The following is a 26,365-nucleotide window of genomic DNA, read 5'->3' on the forward strand; positions in this document are numbered from 1 at the left end:
ACCATCAGCGATCAGCCGGCCATTATGCAGCACCGCGATCCGCGTGCAGACATTCAGCACCACTTTCATCAGATGCTCGATCATCACGATGGTGATGCCGTCCGCCGCAAGCTGATGGATCAGCTTCGTCGCGCGCTCGACCTCGGCGCTGTTGAGGCCGGCATTGACCTCGTCAAGAAACAGCAGCTTCGGCTTCATCGCCAGCGCCTTGGCAAGTTCGAGGCGCTTGCGCATCGCGAGCGTCAGCGTCGCCGCGGACTGGTCGGCCTGGGCGTCGAGACCAACAAACGACAGATGCACCCGCGCCGCCTCACGCGCGGACTTAAGGCTTTCGCCCGGCTGCGAGAACAAGGCGGCCGCCGCGACATTGTCGAGTGCCGAATATTCGGCGAAGGGCTGCACGATCTGGAACGTGCGCGACAGGCCCATGCGCGCCGACTGATAGGTCTTGATGCGCGTGATGTCCTTGCCATCGAAGGTGACGACACCCGACGACGCCGGCGTCACGCCGCAGATGGTGTTCACCAGCGTCGTCTTGCCGGCGCCATTGGGGCCGATCAGGCCGACCACCTCACCCCTGTTCACCGACAGCGAGACATCGCTGAGCGCTTTCAGCCCGCTGAAATGGCGCGAGACATTGCTGAGATGCAGGATTTCGTGCGCCGGCTCAGACATGGCTGGCCTTTCGTCCGAACAGCGCCTGCCGGATTTTCTCGATACGCAGCGAAACCAGACCATGCGGCAGGAACAGCAGCAGCAGGATGATCAACACGCCGAGTACACCGGAATGGATCTGGATGTAGTTGCGCCAGACCACCTCCTCGAGACCGAGATAGAGGAAGGCGCCGAACACCACGCCAAGCGGCGAGCCGAGACCACCCATCAGCGCCATCACGATCGGCTTCACCGAATAGAGGATGTCGAATACGTCAGACGGATCGATGTAATGCACCCAGGCGGCATAGAGTCCGCCGGCCGCGCCGACGAAGCAGGCAGAGAGGCCGAAGGCGATTGCCTTGTAGAGCGTCGCATTGAGGCCGACCATGCTCGCCGCGGTCTCGTTCTGGCGGATGCAGTTGAGGCCGAAGCCGAGCTTCGATGTCGCCACAATCGTCACAGTAATCGCTGTGATGAGCAGCAGGCCCCACATCGCGTAGAAGAAGAATGTCGCGTCCGACATCACGCTCGATCCCGGCACCAGCGGGATATTGAGGCCCATGCCGCCGCCGGTGAGATCGGTCGCATTGTTGACGAGCTCGCGGAACACCTCCACCAGCGACAGCGAGGCGATGGCGAAATAGTGCCCGCGCAGACGCAGCAGCACCGCGCCGAACAATGCCGCCAGCAACAGGCAGAACACCAGCGACACACCCACCGACACCAGCAGGGGCACGCCCTTGTTCATCAGAATGCCGGTCGTATAAGCGCCGAGACCGAAGAAGGCAGCGGTCGAAAAGGACGGATAGCCGGCAAAACCGCCGACAATGTTCCAGGACAGTGCGAACACCGCATACATGCAGGCGATGGTGCCGAGGCGCAACGCATAGGCCTCGCCGAACAGCGGCAGCGCTGCGACGCAGGCGAGGAATCCGAACAGGGCGTAATGGGACCGGGTCATTCAAAGCCCTTCCGGCCAAGCAGGCCCTGCGGCCTGACGATGAGGAACACGATCAAGAGAACGAAGGACAGCGTCACCGCATGGGCGGGGCCGAGATAGACCGAGCCGATGCCTTCGACCAAAGCCAGCAGAAGGCCACCGGCCAGCGCCCCGGAGACGCTGCCGAGGCCACCCAGCACGCAGACCACGAAGGCCTTGCCGAGGTACGCTGACGATGTCAGCGGCGAGATCGGGAAGATCAGCGCCATCAGCACGCCGGCACAGCCGGCGAGCGCCGCGCCGAGGCCGAAAGCAACCGCATAGATGGATTTGACATCGACGCCCATCAGCACGGCGGCATCGCGATCGAGACGGACCGCCACGATGGCGCGACCGACCTTGGAGCGACGCAGCAGCAAATAGAGCAGGAAGGTCAGGAACAACGCAGCGCCGGTCGCGATCAGGCGGTCGATGGGCACCACCACATCGAAGATCGAGATTGATCCGGTCGGCGGGCTGAGGATGAGCTTCCGGTAGTCAGCCTTGAAGTAATAGATCATCGCATTGTTCAGGATCAGATCGAGCCCGAAGGTCAGCGTCAGCGTCACCAGCACCGGTGCGGTGATGACGCGGTTGAGCAGAATGCGCTGCAGGATGTAGCCGAACACGAAGAAGGCTGGCGCCGCGATCAGTAGCGAATACCAGGGCGACAGGCCGAGCGAATTATAGGCGCCCCAGGCCAGATAGGCGCCGAGCACGATGAACGAGCCGTGGATCAGGTTGATGACGTTGAGCACACCCCAGACCAGCGAGAAACCGATCGCAATACAGGCATAGAGACACCCGAGCACGAGTGCATTGATGAGAACCTGGACCGCCAGCATGTCGATTCCTCGCCGGTCGCGGCCGTTGCTCAGTTCACGCCGAGCTTGAAGTCACCCTGCTTGATCGCGTCAGGGAAGAGCACGATCGGCTTGCCACCCTGGATCTGGAAGACTGGCGGTTCGAGCGAGTTGATCTGGCCATTGGCGCCGAATTTCACCGGGCCCCAGAAGGTCACGACGTCCATCTTGGCGAGTTCGTCCCGCACCTTGTCGCGGTCGAGCGAACCGGCCTTTTCGATGGCCATCTGGAACAGCGCGCCGCAGACCGCCGCCGATGCATGCGCGCAGTCCGGCTCGGCCTTGTACTTGTCCTTGAACAGCTTCACGAAATTCGCGGTGGAGCCGAAGATGTCCTTGCCGTCATACTTTTCGGCCGGATGCCACCACGAGGCGCTGGAGATGTTCTCGGCGTTCGGACCGGCGGAGTCGATGAACTCCTGATAGGCCGGACCGGCGATCATGGTGACGACACCGGCTTTGATCTGCTGGTCGGCCATCTGCTTGCGGACAAGGAGAAGATCATTCGTATAGCCGGTGACGAAGATCCATTGCGGCGCCAGCGACTTGATCTGCGACAGCGTCGCCGAGTGATCCAGCGTGTTGATCGCATATTTCTCGAAATAGACGACTTCGAGCCCGTTCTCCTTGGCCGACTTCTCCATTTCCTGCGCAATCGCGAGCGGGAACAGATCGTTGCGGGCGAGGATCGCCACCTTCTTCACATCGGTCGCCTTGGCCTTGACGAGTTTGGTCAGCGGCGTGGTCAGCGTGTCGTTCGGGGTGAAGGTGCCGAACAGATATTTGTAATTCTGGTCGTAGACCTGCACCGACGATGCCGTCGCGGCCAGCATCGGCATCTTGTATTTCTCGGCGATCGTGCTCGCGGCCTTGGCGGCGCCCGAACCGAACGGGCCGAACATGAAGTTCACCTTCTCCTGGGTGATCATCTGTTCGGTGGTCTGCACCGAGCGCGGCGTATTCGACTGATAGTCGGAATAGACGATCTCGACCTTGTATTTCTTGCCGCCGACATTGATGCCGCCGGCCTTGTTGGCCTGCTCGGCCCAGAGATCGTAGCCCTGCTGCTGCTTCACCGCTTCCGGCGCCAGCGGGCCGGTGATCGGCAGCGGCGCGCCGAAGCGGATGACATCCTGGGCCGAGGCGATGGATGTCGCCGCGGCGAAGCCGGCCACCGCCAGCGCGAGAGAGGCTGAAATGCGTGTCGGGAAGGCAGACCGGAGGCGAAACATTCAAGTTCTCCATCAGGGACGGTGACTTTGACCCGATGGAAAGACTGACAAATTTAGATATCGAATAAAAGCATTGAAATTCGACGCATCCGATCTGAAAATCAGAACGCTAGCCAGCCCCTGCCGCCGCAGCGGGCATCGCTCGCGAGAGACAGGTTGATGATCGAATCCACTGCCATCCGTTATTTTCGCGTCGTCACCGAATGCGGCTCGATCAAGCAGGCGGCCGCAGCACTGCGGATCGCACCTTCCGCCATCAGCCGGCAGGTGCAGGGGCTGGAGGAAGAGCTTGCGGTCAAACTGTTCGAGCGCGGCGCGCGCGGCATGAACCTGACCGACGCCGGCCATGTGCTCTATCGCTATGCAATCGACAATCGCAGCCAGCCCGACGGGCTGCGCAGCCAGGTCGAGGAATTCGCCTCGCTGCGCCGCGGTCAGGTCAAGATCGCCACAGTCGAGGGGATGCTGTCGGACTTCCTGCCAGGCGTTTTCACCGATCTCTCGCAACGATATCCCGGCATTGCCCTGTCCGTCACCGCCGTCGGCTCCCGCGACGTTGTGGAACTGGTCGGACAGAACGAGGTCGATCTCGGCCTGATCTTCGGCCGCGCCAACCGCCGTGATCTCAACGAACTCGGCCGCATGCGCCAACCGGTCTGCCTGATCGTCTCGCCCCGGCATCCGCTCGCGGCGCAGCCTGCGATGCGCATGAAGGATCTCGCGGGGCTGCGTGTCATCCTGCCGGACACATCCTTCGGTATCCGCCAGGAGCTCGACAAATCCTGCGCCCAGGCCGGCATTCAATTGGAAATATGCAGCGAGACCAATTCCCTCGCTTTCGCCCAAACCATCACCGCCCGGACGGATCTCGCGACCTTCATGCCGATGGTCTCTGCGATGGCGCAAATCAATGGCGGCCATCTGGTCGCCGTGCCACTGCGCGACAAGCGGCTCGAAGCCACGCAGGTTACCCTCGTCCAGCTCGCCGCGCGCATGGCTTCCCCCTCGACCCGCCTCGCGGCGGAGATGCTGATGGCGCGGATGAAGGAGCTGGACGACTAGCTCAAGCCGCGATCTTCGCCGCCAATGCGCGAAAACGCGCCAGCTGATCCGACTTCAGCGCCCGCGCCTCGTCGCGACCGACAAACACCTTGAACATCACGCCGCCATCCACATTCAGGAAGGCGACGAAGGCCGAGGACTTGCCCATGAACGGCCGCTCGACGAATGCGATTCCGCCGCACCGTTCATGGCGCAGATGGCCGTGCAGGCCCTTCGGCTCGGTCAGATTGTAGTAGCCGTGACCGAGCTTGCCCGGCGACAGCGGCGCCGTGGTTTCGAAGATGCCATCGTCGGTGTGGACGATCAGCGTCACCTCGCCCCATTCGGCGATATCCTGCATCGCCGAGACAAAGGCATCGGCACCGCCGCCGATTTTCACCATCTCGGCCGGCAATGCCTCGATCACCGCACGCGGCGTCACGCCGCGCTCATGCGCGACGGTCTCGATCACGGCGCCGGGGTTCTCGGCCATGTGAGCCTTGAGGGCGGCGAGATCAGCATTCGACATGGTCTGCTCCGTGATCGATCGCGATGCGCACCGTGGTCAGGCTGCGTTACTGTTCTTCTCGGTCTGGATCACCTCGAACCCCTCGAACTTCGGATGACCGAGATAGAGGCTGGCGCCTTCCGACTTGTTGTCAGCGCGCGCATGCGCCTTGCGGAACTGCTCGGACTTGGTCCAGCCCTCGAAAATTGGCCTTGCTGGTCCAGACCGTGTGAGAGGAATACAGCGTGTGATCCTCGGCCACCGGGCCCTTCAGCAGGTGGAATTCGACGAAGCCCGGCAATTCGCTGAGATAGGATTCGCGGCTGGCCCAGATCTGCTCGAAAGCCTGTTCGGAGCCGGTTTTGACCTGAAAGCGGTTCATGGCGATGAACATGGAGATTTCCTTTTAAATGTCTGTCGGGTGCATCATAAGCGAAATCGCGCCAGGCATGAGCGCGATCTGCTTGGAGATTAGCTGATCCAGATGGCGGTTATGCGCCGCCGAAGTGAATCTTCAAGCCACCTTTGTAGACGATGCCAGGGCCGGGGCTGGTCCAGAGCACATCGTTCTGAGTCGTGCCATCCGCACCCGCGCCCGGAATGGCGTAGGGCCGATAGTACTTGTTCAGAATGTTGTCGACACCAAAATTCAGGGTCACGTCTGGCGTGGGCTGATAGGCCACGTAGAGATTGACCAGATCGTACGAGGTCGATGGCACATAGCCAGCCGGGATATCGGTGATGGCGCCGACAGAGGCCCACTGGGCCGAGATGATCAGCTTGCGGTCAAGCAAGCGGAGACCACCGGTGGTCGTGACCTTGCGCGGCTGGATCGTGGCCAGACCAACATTGGTATCGGCATTCTTTCCGCGCTGAAGCGTGGCGCCGACGCCAAGGAACCAGTCGCCCGCATCATAGGATGTCTCGGCTTCGAAACCCTCGATCTTGGCGGCTGCAATGTTCTGGTACTGATAGAACTGGCTAAACCGCCCCGGTATCGGGAAGCCCATGAAGGTCAGCGGCGAAGGCACCGGAGTCGAAGCAACCAGGTCGATATAGTTATCGACGTCGTTGCGGAAGAAATTGAACTTCGCACGGAAGCTGTCGCCGGCCGTGAAGATGCCATTGTACTTCAGATTAACGCCGACTTCCTTGTTCTTGCCGACTTCAGCACGCAGGTTCGGGTTCGGCAGGAAGCAGAACAGACCTGAAGTCCCATCGGCGCAGTTGAACAGGGTCGGACCGCCGCCAGTGGCATGACCGCCCGCGATCAGCGTCTCCGTGATCGACGGCGCACGATAGCCCTCCGCGTAGCTGACATAGGGCGTGAAACCGGCGACGGGTGTGACGCCGACGGTGATTTTCGGCGACAGGCGATCACCGCTCGACGACGTGGTCCCGCCAACTCCTGTCCCCGCCGAGTTGAGCTCATAGTGATCGTAGCGCAGCGCGCTGATCACTTCGAGCCAGCTCGAATAATTGTTTTTCAGCTGGATGAAACCGCCACCAACGGTGCGCTCACCGCTTGGCGTGGTGATGTTGGAATTACCGCGGGAATCCCAGGTCGTGACCTTGTCGTTGAAGACGTCGAAACCGTAGGTGACGGCATTGCGCCATCCGCCAACATCGAAACGCGACGTGTTGTTGACGTCGACGCCGATCGTGTCGAGCAGGTAACCGCGGCGATCGCCGACACAGCCGGAAATGTTGTTACCGGGATTGGCCAGCGTACACGTGCCGGAGCCTGCCGTGATGCGGTTGTTATAAGTCTTGATCTGATCGTTGTCGGTGCGATTGCCATACAATGTGGCGCTCCAGTCGAACAACATGTCGTCCGGCCTGGAATACTTCCACGTCATGGTGCCGGTGTAGGTCTTGGCATTGGAGCCGTAGACCGACGAGCCGGCAATGGCTGCAGCCGGCGCTGCCGTGGTGGTCGGACCGCGATTCATCTGGCCGACGCTGTATTGATAGTCCTGGAAAAGACCTCCGAACTTGATCTCATGGCCGTCCGCCGGGCGAACCGTCAGCTTCATCAGGCCGGCGGCGATATCGTTGCCGGTATTGCCGATCTCGGTGCCGTCACCGTCCTTGTAGTTGCCCTGGGTCCTGTAGACCGCGCCGCCAAACACATCGACGGTCGGATCGACGCGCACGCCGCCGAACACGGACGCGAGGCCGCGATTGTTGTTGGAGCCGTAGGAGCCGCCCACATCGACGCCCCAGCGCTCGCCCGGCCGCAAGACATCGTTGATATCCTTGGTCCGGAACGAGGCGACACCACCGATGGCGCCGGAGCCGTAGATATTGGCCGTCGGCCCGCGGGTGATGTCGATGCCACCGATCAGTTCGGGATCGAGGAAGAACGAGCCGTTCGCATTGTGGCCCGTGCGCTGGTAATTCTGGCGCGCGCCATCAACGACCACGGCAACACGACCGAAATCCTGCAGGCCGCGAATATTGATCGCCGTCGATGGATCATCGCCGCGATCCTGCATCCAGACGCCAGGAACGTTATAGAAAAGCTGGCTCAGCCGGTTCGGCTGCTGCAGTTGAATCTGCTCCTGATTCACCACGCTGACCGGAGCCAGCGCATCGATGGCGCGCTCCTGTGTTTTCGACGCCGTCACCGTGATTTCATCGAGCGACTGGGTCGATCGGCCTGCCTGAGCACTGGCATTGGCGACCTCCGGCGGAAGCTGAACTGCAGGCGCCGCGGCGCGCTTCTTCTTCGGCTTCGGCTTGGCCGGCTGCACCGTCTCGACAGACTGAGCCATTGCGTCCTGCGCAATGAATATCCCCAACGCCGCAACGGACACACCCAACAACAAGGCGCGCGCAGTCCCGCTTCCGAGAGCCATGACCTAATTCCCCAAGTCAAATGATGATCATGGCTGGCTGGCGCTGCGCGATGGGCAGGGCGTGCTGGCTCGGACACGACTCGGCGACCCCCGCCACCAAACCGCCATTTTCGAATACGGGCCTGTGACAAAAGGGTCAACTGACCCTCCGCCTGTTTACATTGATTATAGACTGCAACGCTTGGCGATGCCGGTTGCCAAAACCTATAACTGCCACAGGAATTCTCATCGACCGGGCAGATTGATACGATGGACACGGGCTCTCACGACGGCCGTAATGCCGCGGGCATCAAGGCTCAGGCGCAGCGCAGCATTTTCGTGGATGGCGACCGCATGGACAGCAAGGAGCTGTTCGCCGATCAGCGCGAATTGCTGATCACCCATGGCGAGGACACCTACCGGCTTCGCCTGACCTTCCAGAACAAGCTGATCCTCACCAAATGACCCGCGCGGCGGCAGCCAGCCGAGGCACCTTCACGCGCATGCTGCAATGCCTGGCATTGAGCGGCTGTCTCGCGCTATCGGCTGCAGCTGCCGCCGAGGATGTCGTCATCCACGACGCCCGCGGCCGCGATGTCGCCATCGGCCACCCGACCCGCATCGTCTCGATCGGCGGCGCTGTCACCGAAATCCTCTATGCACTGGGCGCCGACGACCGGATCGTCGCGGTCGACACCACCAGCCTGTTTCCGGCCAGGGCGATGACCGACAAACCCAATGTCGGTTACATGCGGCAGCTGTCCGCCGAAGGCGTGCTCGGCCTCAATCCGCAGCTCGTGCTGGCCATCGCGGGCGCTGGCCCGAAGGAAACCATCGAAGTCATCGACTCCGCGAAGATCCCGCTGATCATGGTCCCGGAGTCGTTCTCAGAGACCGGCATTGTCGACAAGATCCGGATGGTGGCAAAAGTCACCGGCCTCGGATCGCGCGGCGAATGCCTCGTCAAATCCGTCGAGACCGATCTCGCCGGATTGCGCGAGCTGCGTGCCAAAGCGAAGGCGCCGGTGCGGGTGATGTTCGTGATGTCGTTCGTCGACGGGCGCGCCATGGTGTCCGGCCAAAAGACCGCCGCCAGTGAGATCATCAAGCTGGCCGGCGGCACAAATGCGGTGGACGGTTTCGACGGCTACAAGATCATGAGCGACGAGGCGATCGCCGCAGCCAGGCCGGATGTCATCCTCACCATGGAGCGTGGCAAGGAGTCGGTGCAGTCGGCTGCGATTTTTGCCAGCCCTGCCTTTGCGCTGACACCCGCGGCCAGGGACAAGAGCTTCGTGGCCATGGACGGGCTGTATCTGCTCGGCTTCGGCCCGCGCACCGCATCGGCCGCACATGATCTCGCAGTGAAGATCCATCCTGCGCTTTCCAGGGAAACTGCAGCGGTTCAGGCAGGTTCATCGACCGTCAATTGCCGCCAGTGACATGAGCGCATCTGACGCCAAGCCGACTGTGTTCATCAGGACGCAGCATCGCGTCCGACGCCCGCCTGCCCTGCTGGTGGTCGGCGGACTTCTCGTCTTCCTGTTGCTGACCACGATCATGGCGACCACCATCGGCGCGGCCGGCATTCCGATTGCGCGGCTGCCGGCAGCACTCGGTTTTGTCCCACCCTCACCCGGCGACGCCTTGCATGCGCGCGATCAACTGATCCTGTGGTCCATCCGCCTGCCGCGCATCGCGGTGGCGGCGATGATCGGCGGCATCCTCGGCGCGGCCGGCGCCATCATGCAGGGACTGTTTCGTAACCCGCTGGCAGATCCTGCACTGGTCGGCGTCTCCAGCGGCGGCGCTCTGGCGGCCGCGAGCGCCATCGTCATCAGCGACAGCCGTTTCGCCATCCACGTCCAGTTCATGCAGCCGGTCCTGCTGCCGCTCGCCGCCTTTGTCGGCTCGCTGCTGACCACGATCATCCTCTATCGCATCGCCACCCGCAGCGGCCGCACGTCCATCACCATCTTTCTGCTCGCCGGTCTTGCGATTGCAGCGATTGCCAATGCAGGCATCGGCCTGCTCGTCTTCATCGCCGACGACCGCCAATTGCGCGACATCACCTTCTGGCTGCTCGGCTCGCTCAGCGGCGCCACCTGGAGCAAGGCGACGACCATTGTTCCGGTCTTCACCATCGCCCTCGCCGCCATGATCTTCATCCATCGCGGCCTCGATGTGCTGATCCTCGGCGAATCCGAAGCATTCCATTCGGGCATCGATGTGGAGCGCCTGAAGCGCATCTGCATTGTCATCATCTCCGCCATGACCGGCGTTGCCGTTTCCATCTGCGGCGTGATCGGCTTTGTCGGCATCGTCGTGCCGCATCTGCTGCGGTTGATGATCGGTCCCGGCCATCGGCTGTTGCTGCCGGCATCGATCGTGCTCGGCGGCAGTCTGCTGGTGGGCGCCGATGCGTTGGCCCGCACCATCGTGGCACCCGCGGAGATGCCGATCGGCATCCTGACCGCTGCGGTCGGCGCACCCGTCTTCCTGCTGATCCTGCTGCGCCAACGCGGATTGGTGGGCCTGTGACGGCGCTTCTTGCAGCAACGGACATTTCCGTCTCGGCGGGGCAATCGACATTGCTGCGCCATGTGAATCTGACGCTGCGCGGTGGCGAGATGCTGGCCATTGTCGGCCCCAACGGCGCCGGCAAATCCACCTTGTTGCGTGCATTGTCCGGTGATGTCAGCCCGAACAGCGGCACCGTCGCGCTCAAGGGACGCACGATCGCTGCGTGGTCGCCTGCGGATCTCGCCATGCAGCGGGCGATGCTCTCGCAGCACATCACGGTGAGCTTTCCCTTCACCGTGGAAGAAGTGGTGCGCATGGGACGCGGCAACCGCCCGCTCGCATCGGTGCAGAAACTGGTCGATGATGCCATCGCCGAGGTCGGGCTGGACGCGTTCCGGCATCGCGAATTGCCGACCATGTCTGGCGGCGAACAGCAGCGCGCGCATTTCGCCCGCGTTCTCGTGCAACTCGCCTGCGGAGAAGAAGCATGCGGGCCGGGCGTGCTGCTGCTCGACGAGCCGACGTCAAGTCTCGATCTGCGTCACCAGATTGCTCTGGTCGAGACATCGAGGCAGCGCGCACGCAATGGCACAGCTGTCATTGCGGTGCTGCACGATCTCAATCTCGCCATTCGATTCGCCGACCGCATCGTCGTGATGTGTGACGGCCTGATCGCCGCAGAAGGTACGCCGGGCGAGACCATCACCAGCGATGTCCTGCGACGCGTGTTCCATATCGATGTTGCGATCGCACAATCGGACGATGGAATGCCTTATCTGTTGCCACAATCGATGCGCGCAACAACGGCCTGAACTACCCACACAAGCGATCATGGCAAGGACAGGCCCGTCTGCAGCACATTTGCGCGCGGGAACCTGCCTTATTGATGAACTCGGGATGAATTGGCGCATTGCTATCCTGTTGCAACAATCATGGAGGTTCCCCTCATGGGATATGCACACAGGTCTACTGCCTTGGTGGTCGAGAATGACGAGGCCCAACGCACCCTTGTCAGCCTGTTGCTCGAAGAGAGCGAGCTGGACGTCATCGAATGCGAGAGCGCCGAAGCTGCCGTGCTCGTGCTGGAAGAATCCGGCGACAATGTCTCGATGGTGTTCACCGATGTCGAGCTTGCCGGCATGATGGATGGCGTTGAACTCGCTTACCTCGCCAAGCAGCGCTATCCCGACCTGAAAGTCATCGTCACATCCGGAGCACCACGCGTGCGCCGCTTGCCTGACGGCACTCTGTTCATGGCCAAGCCCTGGAGCCCCATCGACATTCTGCGGGTTGCAGAACAGTCCCTCCACTAGATTTGCGCTATTCACCTCACTTCGCGCGATCCTGACCCGATCGTGCGGAGGGGCTTGTCTGGGCTCGGACAGCATGGAATAAATTGATTGGTTTCACGCGTTTAAGAGACGATCATTCTTCCGCAATTGCCCAGCTCCATGACTCAACTTCCTGCCGGGCAATGGCGCGTCGCCATCATTGGCGGCGGCATCGCCGGCGCATTGAGTGCCCTTGCGCTCTCGAAAATTCCACGAATTGCCGCGACCACGATTTTCGATCGGGATGGCGCATTCGGCCGCGGCCTGGCCTATTCCGCCAAGGCCGCCTGGCATCGTCTCAATGTGCCCGCCTACAAGATGGGCGGCATTGGTGCCGAGGACACAGAGGGCTTTGCCGATTGGCTCGCTGAGACCGGACAAGCAAATTGGCCGGATTATTCGGCCTCGTTCGTCCCGCGCCGGGTCTATGGCGACTATATCGCCGCACAACTGTCGGACACTGTCACGAGCGGGCGCGTCACCACACAAACGGATGCCGTCATCGACGTCGCCAAGTGGGCGCCTGGCTATGAGCTGACACTTGCATCGGGCCATCGCCAGAGTTTTGATCTCGTCTTCCTGTGCCTCGGCAATCCGTCGCCTTCGCCGTTTCCGGGCATCGAGCCATCACCGCGATCGATCACCGATGTCTGGGCGCCCGGCGCGCTCGATCCGATCGCCATGAATGAGCGCGTCCTGGTGATCGGCACCGGAGCCACTGCGGTCGACGTTGTGATCGATCTCCACCGCCGCGGTCTCCAGCAGCCGATCACCATGATCTCGCGGCGCGGACTGCTGCCACTCGTCGATGCGCCCGCGGAGATCGATCCAGCGCCCGTGGAACATTGGCCGCAGGCAACGGCACGCGGCATCTTTGCTGCCTTGCGCGATGACACGCGCCGCAAGATGGAGGCCGGCGTTCCGTGGCAGACATCGATCGATACGTTCCGGCTGCAGATTGCAGGACTGTGGACCGAGGCGCCGCAGATCGAGCGTGAGCGCTTCTCGCGCCACCTGCGTGCCATCTGGCTGGTGCATCGACACAGGCTTGCTCCCGATGTCGCGCAATTGCTGGAGCAGCTGCAGAGCGCCGGTCTGCTCCACGTGCTCGCTGGCCGGATCTCGACGACCGACCGGACATCAGCGGGATATGACATCGCCATCCGTCAACGCGGCGGCGACACCATGCAGATGTCCACGGACTGGATATTGAACTGCACCGGTCCGGAAGAGCGATACGACCGCATCGCCAATCCGCTGGTCGGATCGATGCTGGCATCCGGCATGGCACGGCGAGGCAATCAAGGCCTTGGCCTCGATGTCGATGACAACTGCCAGCTGCGCGACACCTCTGGATCGGTTCAGCACGGGCTCTATGCCATCGGCCACGCCACGCGCGGCGCGTTCTGGGAAGTGACAGCAGCGACCAATATCCGCCGGCAGATCCTCGCGATTGCCGACCAATTGAACGTCGCCGCGGACTGCTAGCGCGCCTCGGCGCGGGCAGAACGCCCCGTCTCGCCTGTGTGCAATTGAGATCAATCCGCTCAATTCGATACACATCTCACGCCGCGGCAGATCATCGTCTGCGCGATGCGACAGCATCATTCATCGCGGCGTCCTCACATACCATTCTGAAATTGAGACATTGTGTCGCAGCGGAAAGCCTGCGAAGAACACGACGGATCGAGATTGTCGTCCAACGGTGAATTCGCGACTGGTTGATTGAACCCTTTACGAGCGTAGCGCCATGCCCATTGAAATCGTGCAGATCGTCCAGGAGCTGAGCTCGGTCGGCGGTGTCGAAAGCGTCGCCAGCGAACTGGCCTGCGCCTTCAGCCGCGCCAAGATCGCCAACACGGTCCTGGCCAGCGCCGTCGGCGAGCGATCCACGGCCGGCACGCATGTCGAGCGCGTCGGCGCCTGGCTGTCGCGGATCAAGACGCGCGGCGTGCTGCGTTATGCCGGTCGCTTCCTCGTGGTGCCGATCTTCACGATGCTGGCGACACGCGCCGCTCATCATCACGACAAGGCCGTCGTCATCAGCCATGGCGACAGCCTGAGTGGCGACGTGCTCGTCGTCCACGCCGTCAACGCCCAGAGCCTGGCCGAGAAGCGCAGCGCCGGCGACTGGAAATGGATGCTGAACCCGATGCATCTGTGGGTGAGCCTGCGCGACCGCTGGATGATCGGTGGCCTGCGCTATCGCATGTATGTCGCCGTCTCGCCGCGCGTGGCAACCGAACTGCAGAACATTTACAAGGTGCCGGCCTCGCGCATCCGCGTGATCCCGAATGGCATCGACCTCACGCGCTTCAAGCGCGACATCGAGGCCGGCATCGCGATCCGCCGCGAGTTCAACATCCCGCTCGACGCCAAGCTGCTGGTATTTGCCGGACACGAATTCCGCCGCAAGGGGCTTGCGCATGCGATCGGTGCGCTCGATCGCCTTGGCCCCGATGTCTGGATGCTGGTGGTCGGCTCGGACAATCCCGCGCCCTACCGCAAGATGGCGACCACATCCGCGGACCGCCTCGTCTTCGCTGGCTCGCGAACTGACATGCCCGCACTCTATTCAGCAGCCGATGCCTTCGTGCTGCCGACGGCCTATGAGACCTTCTCGCTGGTCTGCATGGAAGCCATGGCCTGCTCGACGCCGGTGTTCGCGACACCGGTCGGCGGCATCGAGGACTATCTCGTCGATGGCGTGAACGGCTATCGGATCGCGATGGATGGCACGGATATCGCCAACAAGATCGCGGCGACTTTTGCCGATCCCGACCTGCACGCGAAACTGCGTGACGGTGCCCATCACACTGCGCTCAATTATGGCTGGGACTATGTCGGCTCGCGCTATGTCGAGCTGCTCGAACAGGTTCAGGCGTCGAAACATGCACGGTCGAACGAGGCTGTGCCCGCTGGCGCCTGAGCCACGTCAGCGCCCGCGCCGTCGCGCGGCGGCCGCGAAACAGGCATTTGCGATATCCCTGGCGACGGCCTCATAGGTGAAACGGCTGATCACATTCGCCTGCGCGGCCTGCGCCCGCTTCTCCAGCTCGGCCGGATCGACGGCGATGCGATCGATCAGCACGGCCAGCGCTGCCGGATCGCTTTCGGGCACGACCCAGCCCCCTTCGCCGATCACATCGGGAATGGCGCCGCCGGTCGATCCGATCACCGGCACGCCGCAGGCTTGCGCTTCCGTGATCACACGTCCGAATTGCTCCTTCACCACGCTGGTCGTGCGCGTCAGCAGGATCATCGCATCGAGGCTGCGCAGAAAGCCTGCGACTTCCGCCGGCTTGCCCCAACCGCGGAAGCTGACGCGGTCGGTGAGACCGAGTTCGGCCACGCGTCGTCGCAACGGCTCCTCATGCGGCCCCTCGCCCATCAGCGCGAGCGTGACTGGTGTGGTCGCGCGCGCCATGGCGTCCAGCGCGTCGTCCAGCCCCTTCTCCACCACCAGGCGGCCGACATAACCGATCCGGAATTCCGGACGCTGCACCGGCGGCAGCAACGCCGGGACATCGGGACGGAAATTGGTGAGATCGACACCATATCCGATCGGCGACACCGGCCCGTCATAGCTCCGCGCGCGCACGACCGCCGTCGCGTCCGGGCTGCGCGACAGCACGTGATCGGTGTTCACGAGCACCTGCTTGCGAATAAATTCGAACGGCGGCGGCAGACGCTTCAGGATATTCTGATCGACTTCCATCACCATGGCTGCGCGGCCCTTGAGCAGACGCGCCTGCATGGCGACGACGCTCCACGGCTCTTCCCAGAGATGGATCACATCCGGATCGAGTTCGCGGATGAGCTTGCCCAGGCCCGGATAGAAATGCAGGTACCAGCTCATCGGACCCGCCTTGGGCAGCCGGATCGGCATCACATGCACGGTGATGCCGGGATCATCCGAAGGATCGGCAACGATGGTGCGCCCGAACTGATACCAGACGGCGGGCACGACGAGATGCACATCGACATCATCGCGAAGCCCGAGCGGATAATAGCGCAGCCGCCCCGCATCGCGGCTGACGGCCGGATGTGCAATGGAGAGAATCCTGAGGCGCGATGCGCTAGACACGTCCGGTCATCCGCGCGGCAAAGCCGGTCATACCCGAGAGATGCAATTCCATGGTCGCGACACTCCGGTCCGAGCCGTTGATCGTGCAGCGTGGCAGCGAATATGGATCCTGCCCCTGCATCACGAGTCCCTTGCGCGTGGTCGACGCACTCGCATAGCCGGCATCGCGCGCGATTGCAAAGTCGCGCGCGCCGCAATCGCCGGAACGTCCGTAAGGAAACGCAAAGTGTCGTGCAGGAATACCGAGCTGCTCGATCAGCCGATCGCGGCAGTGCTGCAATTCGAACAGTGCATCTGCCGGTGACAATGACGAGATGCGTGCGTGGGTCACCGTATGCCCGCCGATCTCTACCAGCGGATCGTCACGCAGTTCCGCGAGCATCTCCCAGCTGATCGCGTGCTTCCAGTGCATTGCGTCCATATCGATATCGTTGAGCTGGCAGAACGTGGCGTAACACTTCGCCGCCTGCGGTCCATCCCAGCTGTCGGCAATCCGGAAGAACGCGGCCTGCTTGGCAACGAAATCGGGCACCGCGATCGCCCCCTCTTCGAGCATGACATGATCACGATTGAGCAGCGTATCCTCCAGCCCGGCAGCCCATAGTGGCAGCGTGCCATCCGGAATGCCCGTGGTGACGAACAGCGTCACTGGTACATTGTGGCGTCGGAACAGCGGGACGATGTCCTCATAGGTATCGCGATAACAATCATCGATGGAGAAGTTCACGAACCGCTTGCCTCCACTTCTGGAACGGCGCGTGGCTTCCTCGATGGTCACGACATCCCAGTCCTGTTTCTTCAGATAGACGAGAAACTGATCCAGAAACGTCGTATCGAGATAGAAGTTGCGGTTAGGGAGCTGCTCCCAGCGATGGGCAGGCGCGCCGCGATGGAATGTCATGAGGCAGCCACGACTGCTCATCAACATATCCGCAACCATGCTGATCGGACGAACCAGCGCCTCCGACCTAGCCATCCGCCTCGCGGCGCCGGACAATAATCGCTTCATCTGCAATTCCTCAGCCGCCCCCGGCAAATCAGTGCGATCAATCAAATTAAAATCGGCTTCGCAAGCGCGCGAATGCCGCAACATAGATATTTGGCAATAGCATCGCGAAGGACATTGCGATGCAGGCAAGACAGGCAGCGCCGCCGACGAAGAGCCGCTGCCAGGTTCCCTCGAACCATTGATGGATCTGCCAGCCCGACAGCACCATCAGCAATGCCGGGATGCTGGCGAGGAACAGCCAGAACAGAAGCTTCTTGCGCGACTTCAGCACCATCATCACGCCCGCCAGAAGGACGATACCACGTGTCGCTTCGCCCAGCCCGAGCAGCAATGTACCGGACTCCGGAACATGCGGCAGATAGGATGTGAGAAGATTGACGCCGATATTGGCGAGATAGGCGACGACGATGATCACCGCGGCGACGAAGTTCCGTCCGGCACCATTGATGATGCGGATCAGGATCCAGCCCAGCGTCGCCGCCCACAGCCCGCACGAAATGCCCTGCAGCGCCTGGCTGGTCAGGACCAGGGCCTGTTCGTTGAAAGCGCCGCGGAAGAAGACGAGGCGGACGATGTCCGGTGCGAACATCAACAGGAATGCCGATGCCGGAACCGACAGCGCCAGGATCGGCCTTGCGATGCTCTCGATCTGCTCGCCGAGTTCCTTCGGCTTCTCATTCGACAACACCGCCAGACCGACAGGCTGGCTGATCAGCAGCAGCGCACTTTCCGTCAGCGTGCGCGCATAGTCCAGCGAAGCCACGGCGCCCGTACCGACGCGCGAGGCCAGCAGGCGCTCGACCCAGATATTGGCCTGTTCGGCAATCGGCAGTGCCAGCAACGGACGCAGGCGGTGAAAGAACTCCCGCGCCGATGCCATGACGGTCGCAAGCGACAGACCGCGGAAGCTGATAGCCCCGCCGCGCGCCAGCGTGAACAGGCCCCACACCGCGAGACCGTTGAATGCAAAGGCGAAGGACCACGCCAGTGTGTGGAAATTTCCGGTGGCGACGATCAGGCCGATGCCGATCAGGACGGAGATGTTGAGCGTGCTGGCGCGGATATTCGTCAGCCGCGTGCGTCCCAATGCGATCTCGCCGGATGCCAGCACGTTCACCAGCACCGATCCCGGCATGGCGAGCGCCATGATGCGGATGAAATCGAGGGTCAGGCTGCGGCCTTCCGCCGAGAAGCCGCCGACAATGGCCTGCACGGCCAGTTCGCCAAGCCCCTGCAGCAGCACCATCAACACCATGGCGATGCCGGTCAAAGCGACGGCAAGCGCGCCGAGCTTGCGCGGTGCATCGTCGCCCTTCAACGCATCGCGATGCATCGGGATCATCACCGCGGGCACGGTCTCGTTCTGCAGGAAGGCGATCGGCAGGAACACCGCCGTGATCGCGCCGCGAAAACCGTCGGCGACGAGCGTGGCACCAAGCACATGCGCCATCGCGATCTCGCGGCCAAAGCCGAGCAGCTTGCTCGCCAGCGCGCCGCTGATCAGTTTTGCGACGAAGCGTCCGCTCGACTGGCGCTGTGTGGTCATGACGCAGGCGCCCCGCCGAGGCCGCGCATCATCACGCTTTCTCTCCGGCGGCCTGGCGAATCAGGCGCGACGTCGCATCGAGCATCTGCGCGACGCCGTAATGCGATCGCGCCCGCGCGGCCGCATATTCAATCTGTTTCACATGTTCGGGCGAACGCAACATGACGCCGGCAATGGCCTGCGCCAGCGCGACGGCATCGCCGGGCGGGACCAGCGTGCCGGCCCTGCCGCCTTCGAGGATGTCCGAAGCGGCGCCGGCATCGGTGGCAATCACCGGCACGTCCGCCAGCATCGCCTCCACCAGCGTGCGGCCGAATGGTTCAGGATCGATGGAGGGATGGATCACGGCATCGACGGCCCGCATCAGGCGCGGCACATCACTGCGCTGGCCGAGGAAATGCACGCGCTCACCGAGCGCGAGATCGCGCACCATCTGCCGCAAGCGCTGCTCATAGGCCTCCTCGCCGAACAGTGCCGAGCCGGCGATGATGCAGCTGACACCCGGCGTGTTGGCGAGGGCCTCCAGCACGACGTGCTGTCCCTTCCATTCGGCAAGCCGGCTGAACACACCGACCAACGCTCCTTGCGGCAGGTTCAGCTCGCGACGAATTTCGGCAGGCGATTGCGCTTCCGGCGCGATGTCGAGACCGTTGGGCACGATGGCGACAAGGTCCTTGCGGCCGCCTTCGGCGATGAACGCATCGGCCGCCGCCTTTGACGGCACCACGACCCTGGCGGTGCAGTGATTGGCCAGCAACACCTGCACGCGGCGCTGCATGCTGCCGAAATGCGCGGGCGAGATGATGTCGTGCAGGTGCCAGATCAGCGGGCGCCGAACCAGCTTGGCGGCGATGGCAGAGAGGACAAAGGCCTTCTGCGAATTGGCATAGACCACATCATGCCGACGCGCGAACCGCGCGACTTCGGCAACGATGCCATACATGGCACTGACGACGGGAACGACCTTGGCAAACGAACTATCGCGCCGGACATCGTTCAGCCCATTGCCCCAGCGCGAAATTGCGACATTCAACCCGCAGGCCGACAGCGCGGCATGCAACGGCCCATCCTCGAACAGCAGCGCCGACTGTCCCGCCCATGGCCGCACCAGATCGATCAGCACCAGTTCCGCGCCAGAGATCGAGCCGGTATGGCACACGAACAGGACGCGCGGTGACGACATCACGTCACTCCGGCATAGACATCATTCGGAGTGGTGGCCGCGCTTGTCGCGCCGGCATCAGGGACCATGGTGATGGCGATGCCGATCAATTCACCGCCCGCGACACGAATGGCACTCGACGTCGCGACAGCCTGCCCGATGGAGGAACGACCCGAGCGCATGCAGAGCAGCACGCCATCGACCTGCTTGGCGAGTGCGCCGATATCGGTCTGGATGCCAGGCGACGGCGCATCGACAAGGACGACATCATAGGTGCGCGCCCATTGCAGGACATCGGCAAGCGGCTGGCGCATCAGGAGCTCGGCCGATGCCGGCACAGGCCCAGCCGGAATGGTATCGAGATTGGCCAGGCCTGAACTGACGACAGCTTCGCGCGGCGTGATCTCGCCGCGCAGGACGCCCTGCAGGCCAAGACCGGCACGGAGACCGAGCGCGTTTTCCAGCTTGGGCGCGCCAAGATCGGATTCGATCACCAGCACGTTGCGACCCGCCGCAGCGAGATGCTGGGCCAGCGACAGCGTGAGGAACGTCTTTCCTTCGGCGGTTGATGGCGACGCGACAAGGATCGTCTTGCGGACCTTGCCGCCGCCCGGCGCGAGGAGACGCGCAGCCAGATCGCGCAGTGCATCCTGATAGTGAAGGTCGTCGCGCGCCTGCGGCAGGCTGCGCGCCAGAGCAGCGCCGGACTGCGCGGACAGGATTGCACCGATGGTCGTCTCCGCGGCATCGCGCTTGATGGCCGGCAACCGCGCGAGGATCGGTGCACCGGTGACCACCGATAGCTCCGATGACGAGCCGGCAAGAGCCGGACCGGGTCGCGGCTGCGCGGGTGGCGCATCCGTCACGACAGGCGGCGCAGCAGGAGCAACCGGTGGCGCGATCGGCGCAACGGGTGTGTCAACCGCAGCAGCCGGCGGCACCGCGACCGGTTCCGTCGGCGGTTCGCGTCGCACCGCCTGACGCCCGCGCGCAAAACCATCGAGCCTCATGCTGTCGCCGAAGAAGGCGGCGAAACTTGCCAGCAGCAGGGCCAGCGTCGCACCGGCCGCGATGAACGGGATCTTCTTCGGGAAGAACGGCTTCATCGGGAGTTCAGCGAGGCTGACGAGACGGGTGCTTCCGATCAACACGCGACGCTCGGTTTCCAGCTCGCTGGCGCGTCGATAGAGATCGGCATATTGCGTGCGCTTGATTTCGGTGTTGCGCGCAAGACTCTCGATCGTCGCCTCTTCGGACGTTGCCGATCCGACTTCCGCCTTGGCGTCATCCATCTGCTTGGTCAGCGACTTCACCAGCGCATCGCTGGATTCGAAATTCTTCTGCGCGCTTGCGACGGTGCTTGCGACTTCCGCATTTATGCGTTCGCGGATCGCCGCCTGTTCCTGCTCGAGGGCGCGGATCGACGGATGACGCGGGCCCAGCGAATTGGACTGATTGGCCAGCTGCGCTGTCACGACGGTCAGCTGCTGCTTGAGATCGGAGATCGAACGGTTCGACTGCACGGCCGGTGAATCGATGGCGCGCGCCTGATTGCTCTTGATCTCCTGCAGCCGCGCCGCGGCTTCCGCGCGCGCATTTTCCGCATTCGCCAGTTGCTGGCTGATGCTGGTGAGGCGTTCCGACCAGATCGGCGCCTGCTGACCGCGCGCCAGCCCCTTGTTGCGGCGGAACGCCTGGATCTTGGCATCGGCATCGCGCAATTCGGCGTCGAGCTGCTTGGCTTCCTTCCAGAGATAGGACGCCGCAAGCTCCTTGCTGTTGGCACCGGTGACGCGCTGGTCATCGAGGAACGCATTGGTCAGCGCATTCGCCATCTTCTGCGAGACTTCGGCGATCGGCGACGTGTAGCCGATGCTGATGACGCGCGAACGGCCGGTGCCGCCGATCGAGTAGTTGCCAGCGATGTAGTCGACCAGCGCTCCCGTATCTTCTTTCGCCTTCTCGCAGGTCGAGGTGGTGGTGCTGCGCGCAAAGCAATCCTGGATCGCTGCATCGCGAATGCCGGACGCATCGAGCGCGAGGCGCATGATGCGCGGCGACTTGACGATGAGCAGCTGGCTTTCCACGTCGGCGGGATCGCCGATCTTCGCGGCCCATGCCGCGGACGCATTGGCGTTGCTGGGCTCCTGCTCGGCGACGATGACCGAGCCCGACGCGGAATAACGCACCGGCACGACGAACAGCGCGATCACGGTGATGATCAGGGTGCCGCAGAACACGGCGCCGAAAATCTGACGATGGCGCCAGACCTTGTGCAGCGGATTTTCCGTCTGCACGGTGTCAGCAGCGGGCGAAGAGTTTGCTGGTCGTCGGATGAACATGGCGTGTCACACGATGGGGCTTGGCGTCGATACGGCGCGCAACACTGTCACAACGCCCATTTCACGGGTCCAGTACTCAACGACCACCATACGCATACAACACCCTATTGTGGCGTCCCTGATGCAGAAACGACTGCATCGGGCACTCATTCTTCATTAGGGATGTCTTGGTTAAGGGCTCGTTTAAAATACAACCGTTCCGCGTTTATGGCACCAATTGGTACACTTATACGCGAACGCGCACGGCGTTGCTCATTGCCTCGGTAAACATGTCCGTGCGCATCGCCTGCGCCGCGATGGAACCAAGCGTCGCTGCATCGCGTTCCCGCTTCGAATTCAATCGGAGCAATGCCATGACCCTGCTGAAATGGGCGCTGATTTTCTTTCTCGTATCGATCGTCGCCGGCGTGTTCGGCTTCACCGGCATCTCCGCTGCGACGGCAGATGTCGCCAAGATCCTGTTCTATATCTTCCTCGTGATCTGCATCCTTCTGCTGGTGCTCGGGATCACGATCTTTCGAGCGTAGCGCTGCCCCATAAACGCGAACGGCGCGACATTGCCTGAGCAATGCCGCGCCGAAAGCAAACACAAGCGGGACGACCGAACGGTCGTCCCGGAAATTCTTAGACCGCGTCCTTCGCAGCCTTGACCGGGCGGGCGCGCACGATCTTACGGGCCGGCTTGGCCTTGAAGGTCATGGCTTCGCCGGTAAACGGGTTGGTGCCCTTGCGAGCCTTGGTCGCCGGCTTCTTGATGACGACGAACTTGGCGAAGCCCGGAACGAGGAACACGCCGTTCTTCTTCAGCTCTTTGTAGCCGAGGGTGGCGAGGTTCTCGAGAACGCCCTTGACGTCCTTCTTGGTGAGTTCGGTGGTCTCAGCGATCTTCTCGATGAGCTGCGACTTCGTCATTTGGTCTGCCATGTTGCACCTTTGCGTTTGCAGGAGTGATTCGGTGAAACTGACACTAGCGGAATCGCCGGAAAAAACAGGTCCGCAATAGGCCACGCGGCCGTTTATCCCGTAAAAAACGGTGTTTTTTGGCGCACAAACCCCGATTCGACTTGTACGGCAGGGATTCGGGGACCGCGCAAGCCCATTTCCTATAAATAAAGGGGCCAGGGGATTCGGCCGCGACCGATCGCAGTGGCCCCATCTTCAGGACCGGTCTACCACATGGTCTGGCGCGCCCGCTCCGGCCAGGCGCGGTCGTATTCCACCCCACCGACCCGCTGCTCGCTCATCTCCGCCAGGATCTCGCCGGGCGTCGGAAGGGTCCTGGGATCGATCCGCTTGTCGGGATTCCACAGGTCCGAGCGGACGATGGCGCGGGCGCACTGGAAGTAGATCTCGCCGACCTCCATGACGATGACGGTGCGCGGCGCCTTCTCGGTGACGGCAAAGGAGGCCAGCAATGCCGGATCGTCGGACAGATGAGCGATGCCGTTGATGCGCAGGGTCGTGCCCGATCCCGGGATCAGGAACAGCATCCCGATCCGGGGATCCCTGACGATGTTGCGGAGGCTGTCGATGCGGTTGTTCCCGCGACGATCCGGCATCATCAGGGTCTTCTCGTCATGGATGCGGACGAAGCCCGGCAGGTCGCCGCGCGGCGAGCAGTCGAGCCCTTCCGGGCCGGAGGTCGCCAGCGCCACGAAAGGCGAGACCTCGATCAGACGGCGATACTGCGCCGTGACGCGGTCCGCGACCTTGGCTGTCGATGCCTCGCCGACGTCTTCGAGGCGGCCATAGATGGATTCGAGTTGCTCGATGGTCTCGATCACTGCCACGGCCGTTCTCCTGCTTCCTATTGTCTCTTGATCGCCCGGATCAGTTCGGCCGCGTGAAGATCGGCCTCCCCCACATTGCTGATCGTCACATCCGCGCCTGCCGTCTGGACGCTGCGCTTGAGTCGGTCGCCGATCGGCCCGTCGCTGGCACGGCCACGCGCTGCGAGCCTGGCTGCGAGCACTTCCGGTGGCGCGGTGATCGACACGACCACCACATCCGCATAGGCCGCACGTAACGCCGGGATGACCGTCCGCGAAATATTGGCGACCACGCTGCGACCGGCGCGGATATCGTCGTCGATCGACCGCGGCAGCGCATAGCAAAGCCCATGCGCTTCCCAATCGATGGCAAAGGCGCCATCGTCCCGAGCGGCGTAAAATGCTTCCGGCGTCACCTGCTCATTGTTCTCATGGGCCGACGCCTCACGCGTCACCACGCGGCGGACGAAGACGACGTCGCCATCATCCGCCAATGCGGCCTGCGCCAGACCGAGCAGCGTATCCTTGCCGGCGCCCGACGGGCCGACGACCAGCACCAGCCGGCCCGGTCCGATCCTGGCCTCTAGCTCGGAGATCGCTGCGAGGTCGGTCATGCCACACGCTGCCCTTCCCGCCATACGCTGCGCACGACCGGCACGTCATGGGCGACATGGACGCGGATCACATCCGCCCGCTTGCCGACGGCGATCTCGCCGCGATCCATCAGACCGACGGCCTCTGCCGGCCGCTTGGTGACCGTGCGGACAGCGCTGGCGAGATCGATCGCCGGCACCTTGGTGGCCAGTTGCAGCGCGCCCATCAGCAGGCTCGATGGCACATAGTCGGACGACAGGATGTCGAGCATGCCTTCACGTGCGAGATCGATGGCGGCGATATTGCCGGAATGCGAACCATTGCGGACCACATTCGGCGCACCCATCAGGATGCCGATGCCGGCCTTGTGCAGACCCTGTGCTGCTTCCAGCGTGGTCGGGAATTCGGCCACCGAGACCTTGTCACCCACGGCTTCAGTCACGTTCTCATGCGTGGTGTCGTCATGGCTCGCCAGCGGGATGTTGTTGGCATGGGCGAGCGCGACGATGGCGCGCATGTTGCCGGCCGCATATTGCTGCTGGCAGGCGAGGCGATTGGCGAACAGGATGTCGAGTTCGGCGTCGTTCTTGCCGCCCTTGCCGCGATAATAGGTGCGCAGCTTCTCCTCGTCGCGGAACTGGCGCTGGCCTGGCGTGTGATCCATCAGCGACATCAGCCGCACGTCGGTCTTGCCGAGCAGCGCCTTGGCTTCCTCGACCACCGACGGCATCGGGATTTCGCAGCGCAGATGCAGGAAGTGCTCGACGCGCAACAGATCGGCCTTGCCGGCATTGGCGATGGAATCGACAAGGAGCTCGGCGTAGCTGTCGATGCCCTGACTGGAGTCCTCGCAACCGACCCGCACGGAGTCCAGCACAGTGGTGATGCCCGACGTGGCAAGCTGGCCATCATAGGACACCACGGCAGAAATCGGATCCCAGAACACCTTTGGCCGCGGCATGAAATGCGCTTCGAGATGATCGGTGTGCAGTTCCACCAAACCCGGCATCAGCAAGTCGCCGCGCGCGTCTTCAGCGCCACCAGGCGCATCGCCCTCGCCGAATTCGGCAACGCGGCCATTCGCAAAAGCCACCCAGCCTTTGTCGATGACGCGATCGGCAAGAACGATTTTGGCGTTACCGATGACGGTTTCACTCGATGAAGCGCTCATGGTCTCCCTCTCAGGCAGCAGCGGCGAAGGACGTCACGTCGATCAGCCGGTCGGCGATCAGATGCCGCACTTCGTCGTCATGGACAATGGCCACCATGGCCACACCGGCACGTTTTTTCTCGGCGACGAGATCGACCACCACGGCGCGATTGGCCGCATCCAGCGACGCGGTCGGCTCGTCCAGCAGCAGGATCGGTAGATCGGAGATGAAGCCGCGCGCGATATTGACGCGCTGCTGCTCGCCACCCGAGAAGGTCGACGGCGGCAACTGCCACAGGCGCTCGCCGATATTCAACCGCTTCAACAGCGCGCCGGCGCGTTCATGCGCTTCCTCGCGGCTAACGCCGGCATTGAGCAGCGGCTCGGACACAACATCGATGGCAGCCACACGCGGGACCGCGCGAAGAAACTGGCTGACATAGCCGATGGTGTCGCGGCGAACGCTGAGGATCTGCCGCGGCTCGGCACTGGCGACATCCACCGCGGTGCCGAGATGGCGCACAATGATGGTGCCGCCATCGCAACGATAATTGCCGAAGATCATTTTCAGGATCGACGACTTGCCCGCGCCCGACGGGCCGGACAGAACGACGCATTCACCGGCATTCACGTCGAAGGTGACGCCATGCATCACCGGCAGCCGAATGCCACCCTGCAGATGCATGACAAAGGTCTTTTCGGCATTTCGCAGTTCGATCATCGCAGTCATGG

25 protein-coding genes and 1 pseudogene are annotated in these 26,365 nt (G+C 62.7%); 9 read left to right on the forward strand and 17 right to left on the reverse strand.

The window, feature by feature from the left end; translation table 11 throughout:
* From ACIQ17_RS02935 to ACIQ17_RS02950, 4 genes are all read right to left on the reverse strand, one after another.
* Nucleotides 1–675: ABC transporter ATP-binding protein (locus tag ACIQ17_RS02935; RefSeq protein WP_398465210.1), on the reverse strand; the 675-nt coding region annotated here is incomplete at its 3' end.
* On the reverse strand, nucleotides 668–1,618 hold the full coding sequence (locus tag ACIQ17_RS02940) for a branched-chain amino acid ABC transporter permease (RefSeq protein WP_398465212.1): 951 nt from the start codon (nucleotides 1,616–1,618) through the stop codon (nucleotides 668–670). The genes ACIQ17_RS02940 and ACIQ17_RS02935, both read right to left, overlap by 8 nt.
* A complete protein-coding gene (locus ACIQ17_RS02945) occupies nucleotides 1,615–2,481 on the reverse strand; it encodes a branched-chain amino acid ABC transporter permease (RefSeq protein ID WP_398465214.1) in 867 nt (288 codons plus the stop codon). The genes ACIQ17_RS02940 and ACIQ17_RS02945 overlap by 4 nt, the downstream gene beginning before the upstream one ends.
* Before the next feature lie 29 nt (nucleotides 2,482–2,510).
* A complete protein-coding gene (locus ACIQ17_RS02950) occupies nucleotides 2,511–3,731 on the reverse strand; it encodes an amino acid ABC transporter substrate-binding protein (protein WP_398465216.1) in 1,221 nt (406 codons plus the stop codon).
* A gap of 159 nt (nucleotides 3,732–3,890) precedes the next feature.
* Between ACIQ17_RS02950 and ACIQ17_RS02955 the strand changes: the two genes are divergently transcribed.
* On the forward strand, nucleotides 3,891–4,793 hold the full coding sequence (locus ACIQ17_RS02955) for a LysR family transcriptional regulator (protein WP_398465219.1): 903 nt from the start codon (nucleotides 3,891–3,893) through the stop codon (nucleotides 4,791–4,793).
* A gap of 1 nt (nucleotide 4,794) precedes the next feature.
* On the opposite strand, the gene hutX is transcribed toward ACIQ17_RS02955, so the two are convergent.
* The 3 genes and pseudogenes from hutX to ACIQ17_RS02970 form a co-directional block, all read right to left on the reverse strand.
* Nucleotides 4,795–5,301 carry a heme utilization cystosolic carrier protein HutX gene (hutX, locus tag ACIQ17_RS02960; RefSeq protein WP_398465221.1) on the reverse strand — a complete coding sequence of 169 codons (507 nt, stop codon included), beginning with the start codon at nucleotides 5,299–5,301 and terminating at the stop codon, nucleotides 4,795–4,797.
* A 36-nt stretch (nucleotides 5,302–5,337) separates the two neighbouring features.
* Nucleotides 5,338–5,674: pseudogene (locus ACIQ17_RS02965) on the reverse strand (antibiotic biosynthesis monooxygenase family protein).
* A 97-nt stretch (nucleotides 5,675–5,771) separates the two neighbouring features.
* Nucleotides 5,772–8,141 carry a TonB-dependent hemoglobin/transferrin/lactoferrin family receptor gene (locus ACIQ17_RS02970; RefSeq protein WP_398465223.1) on the reverse strand — a complete coding sequence of 790 codons (2,370 nt, stop codon included), beginning with the start codon at nucleotides 8,139–8,141 and terminating at the stop codon, nucleotides 5,772–5,774.
* Nucleotides 8,142–8,390: 249 nt separating this feature from the next.
* On the opposite strand from ACIQ17_RS02970, the gene hemP reads away from it, so the two are divergent.
* The 7 genes from hemP to ACIQ17_RS03005 all read left to right on the forward strand — a co-directional run bounded on the left by hemP (nucleotide 8,391) and on the right by ACIQ17_RS03005 (nucleotide 14,903).
* Nucleotides 8,391–8,585, forward strand: a complete 195-nt coding sequence (hemP, locus tag ACIQ17_RS02975; RefSeq protein WP_398465225.1) for a hemin uptake protein HemP — start codon at nucleotides 8,391–8,393, stop codon at nucleotides 8,583–8,585.
* The gene (locus tag ACIQ17_RS02980; protein ID WP_398465227.1) at nucleotides 8,582–9,562 is read left to right on the forward strand and encodes a hemin ABC transporter substrate-binding protein; all 981 of its coding nucleotides are present in this window, start codon (nucleotides 8,582–8,584) and stop codon (nucleotides 9,560–9,562) included. Before hemP ends, ACIQ17_RS02980 begins: the two co-directional genes overlap by 4 nt.
* A gap of 1 nt (nucleotide 9,563) precedes the next feature.
* Nucleotides 9,564–10,661: a FecCD family ABC transporter permease gene (locus tag ACIQ17_RS02985; protein ID WP_398465229.1), complete on the forward strand. Its 1,098-nt coding sequence runs from the start codon at nucleotides 9,564–9,566 to the stop codon at nucleotides 10,659–10,661.
* Nucleotides 10,658–11,455, forward strand: coding sequence for a heme ABC transporter ATP-binding protein (locus ACIQ17_RS02990; RefSeq protein ID WP_398465231.1), 798 nt, complete (start codon nucleotides 10,658–10,660; stop codon nucleotides 11,453–11,455). Before ACIQ17_RS02985 ends, ACIQ17_RS02990 begins: the two co-directional genes overlap by 4 nt.
* A 135-nt stretch (nucleotides 11,456–11,590) precedes the next feature.
* Nucleotides 11,591–11,956: a response regulator gene (locus ACIQ17_RS02995; protein WP_398465233.1), complete on the forward strand. Its 366-nt coding sequence runs from the start codon at nucleotides 11,591–11,593 to the stop codon at nucleotides 11,954–11,956.
* 138 nt (nucleotides 11,957–12,094) lie between these two features.
* Nucleotides 12,095–13,462, forward strand: coding sequence for an FAD/NAD(P)-binding protein (locus tag ACIQ17_RS03000; RefSeq protein WP_398465235.1), 1,368 nt, complete (start codon nucleotides 12,095–12,097; stop codon nucleotides 13,460–13,462).
* Between the two features lie 262 nt (nucleotides 13,463–13,724).
* Entirely contained in the window at nucleotides 13,725–14,903 is a 1,179-nt protein-coding gene (locus tag ACIQ17_RS03005; RefSeq protein ID WP_398465237.1) for a glycosyltransferase family 4 protein, read from the forward strand.
* Nucleotides 14,904–14,909: 6 nt separating this feature from the next.
* Here ACIQ17_RS03005 and ACIQ17_RS03010 read toward each other — a convergent pair whose 3' ends face one another.
* From ACIQ17_RS03010 to ACIQ17_RS03030, 5 genes are all read right to left on the reverse strand, one after another.
* Nucleotides 14,910–16,061 carry a glycosyltransferase family 4 protein gene (locus tag ACIQ17_RS03010; protein ID WP_398465239.1) on the reverse strand — a complete coding sequence of 384 codons (1,152 nt, stop codon included), beginning with the start codon at nucleotides 16,059–16,061 and terminating at the stop codon, nucleotides 14,910–14,912.
* Nucleotides 16,054–16,983 (reverse strand): polysaccharide deacetylase family protein, encoded by a 930-nt coding sequence (locus tag ACIQ17_RS03015; RefSeq protein WP_398465241.1) that lies wholly within the window; start codon nucleotides 16,981–16,983, stop codon nucleotides 16,054–16,056. The genes ACIQ17_RS03010 and ACIQ17_RS03015 overlap by 8 nt, the downstream gene beginning before the upstream one ends.
* 133 nt (nucleotides 16,984–17,116) lie before the next feature.
* Nucleotides 17,117–18,616: a lipid II flippase MurJ gene (locus tag ACIQ17_RS03020; RefSeq protein ID WP_398465243.1), complete on the reverse strand. Its 1,500-nt coding sequence runs from the start codon at nucleotides 18,614–18,616 to the stop codon at nucleotides 17,117–17,119.
* 31 nt (nucleotides 18,617–18,647) lie between these two features.
* Nucleotides 18,648–19,799, reverse strand: a complete 1,152-nt coding sequence (locus ACIQ17_RS03025) for a glycosyltransferase (RefSeq protein WP_398465245.1) — start codon at nucleotides 19,797–19,799, stop codon at nucleotides 18,648–18,650.
* The gene (locus ACIQ17_RS03030; protein ID WP_398465247.1) at nucleotides 19,799–22,120 is read right to left on the reverse strand and encodes a polysaccharide biosynthesis tyrosine autokinase; all 2,322 of its coding nucleotides are present in this window, start codon (nucleotides 22,118–22,120) and stop codon (nucleotides 19,799–19,801) included. Before ACIQ17_RS03030 ends, ACIQ17_RS03025 begins: the two co-directional genes overlap by 1 nt.
* A gap of 353 nt (nucleotides 22,121–22,473) precedes the next feature.
* Here ACIQ17_RS03030 and ACIQ17_RS03035 point away from each other — a divergent pair, with 353 nt between their 5' ends.
* A complete protein-coding gene (locus tag ACIQ17_RS03035) occupies nucleotides 22,474–22,647 on the forward strand; it encodes a DUF1328 domain-containing protein (protein ID WP_398465249.1) in 174 nt (57 codons plus the stop codon).
* Between the two features lie 97 nt (nucleotides 22,648–22,744).
* Here ACIQ17_RS03035 and ACIQ17_RS03040 read toward each other — a convergent pair whose 3' ends face one another.
* The 5 genes from ACIQ17_RS03040 to phnL all read right to left on the reverse strand — a co-directional run bounded on the left by ACIQ17_RS03040 (nucleotide 22,745) and on the right by phnL (nucleotide 26,363).
* A complete protein-coding gene (locus ACIQ17_RS03040) occupies nucleotides 22,745–23,044 on the reverse strand; it encodes an HU family DNA-binding protein (RefSeq protein WP_211909997.1) in 300 nt (99 codons plus the stop codon).
* Nucleotides 23,045–23,289: 245 nt separating this feature from the next.
* On the reverse strand, nucleotides 23,290–23,910 hold the full coding sequence (locus ACIQ17_RS03045) for a pyridoxamine 5'-phosphate oxidase family protein (protein ID WP_398465252.1): 621 nt from the start codon (nucleotides 23,908–23,910) through the stop codon (nucleotides 23,290–23,292).
* A gap of 17 nt (nucleotides 23,911–23,927) precedes the next feature.
* Nucleotides 23,928–24,503, reverse strand: a complete 576-nt coding sequence (gene phnN / locus ACIQ17_RS03050) for a phosphonate metabolism protein/1,5-bisphosphokinase (PRPP-forming) PhnN (protein WP_398465254.1) — start codon at nucleotides 24,501–24,503, stop codon at nucleotides 23,928–23,930.
* Nucleotides 24,500–25,654 (reverse strand): alpha-D-ribose 1-methylphosphonate 5-triphosphate diphosphatase, encoded by a 1,155-nt coding sequence (locus ACIQ17_RS03055; protein WP_398465256.1) that lies wholly within the window; start codon nucleotides 25,652–25,654, stop codon nucleotides 24,500–24,502. The genes phnN and ACIQ17_RS03055 overlap by 4 nt, the downstream gene beginning before the upstream one ends.
* A gap of 10 nt (nucleotides 25,655–25,664) precedes the next feature.
* Nucleotides 25,665–26,363, reverse strand: a complete 699-nt coding sequence (gene phnL, locus ACIQ17_RS03060) for a phosphonate C-P lyase system protein PhnL (RefSeq protein WP_398465258.1) — start codon at nucleotides 26,361–26,363, stop codon at nucleotides 25,665–25,667.
* Nucleotides 26,364–26,365 lie beyond the last annotated feature (2 nt).

This window comes from Tardiphaga sp. (assembly GCF_044340795.1).
In the GTDB taxonomy this organism is placed as follows: domain Bacteria; phylum Pseudomonadota; class Alphaproteobacteria; order Rhizobiales; family Xanthobacteraceae; genus Tardiphaga.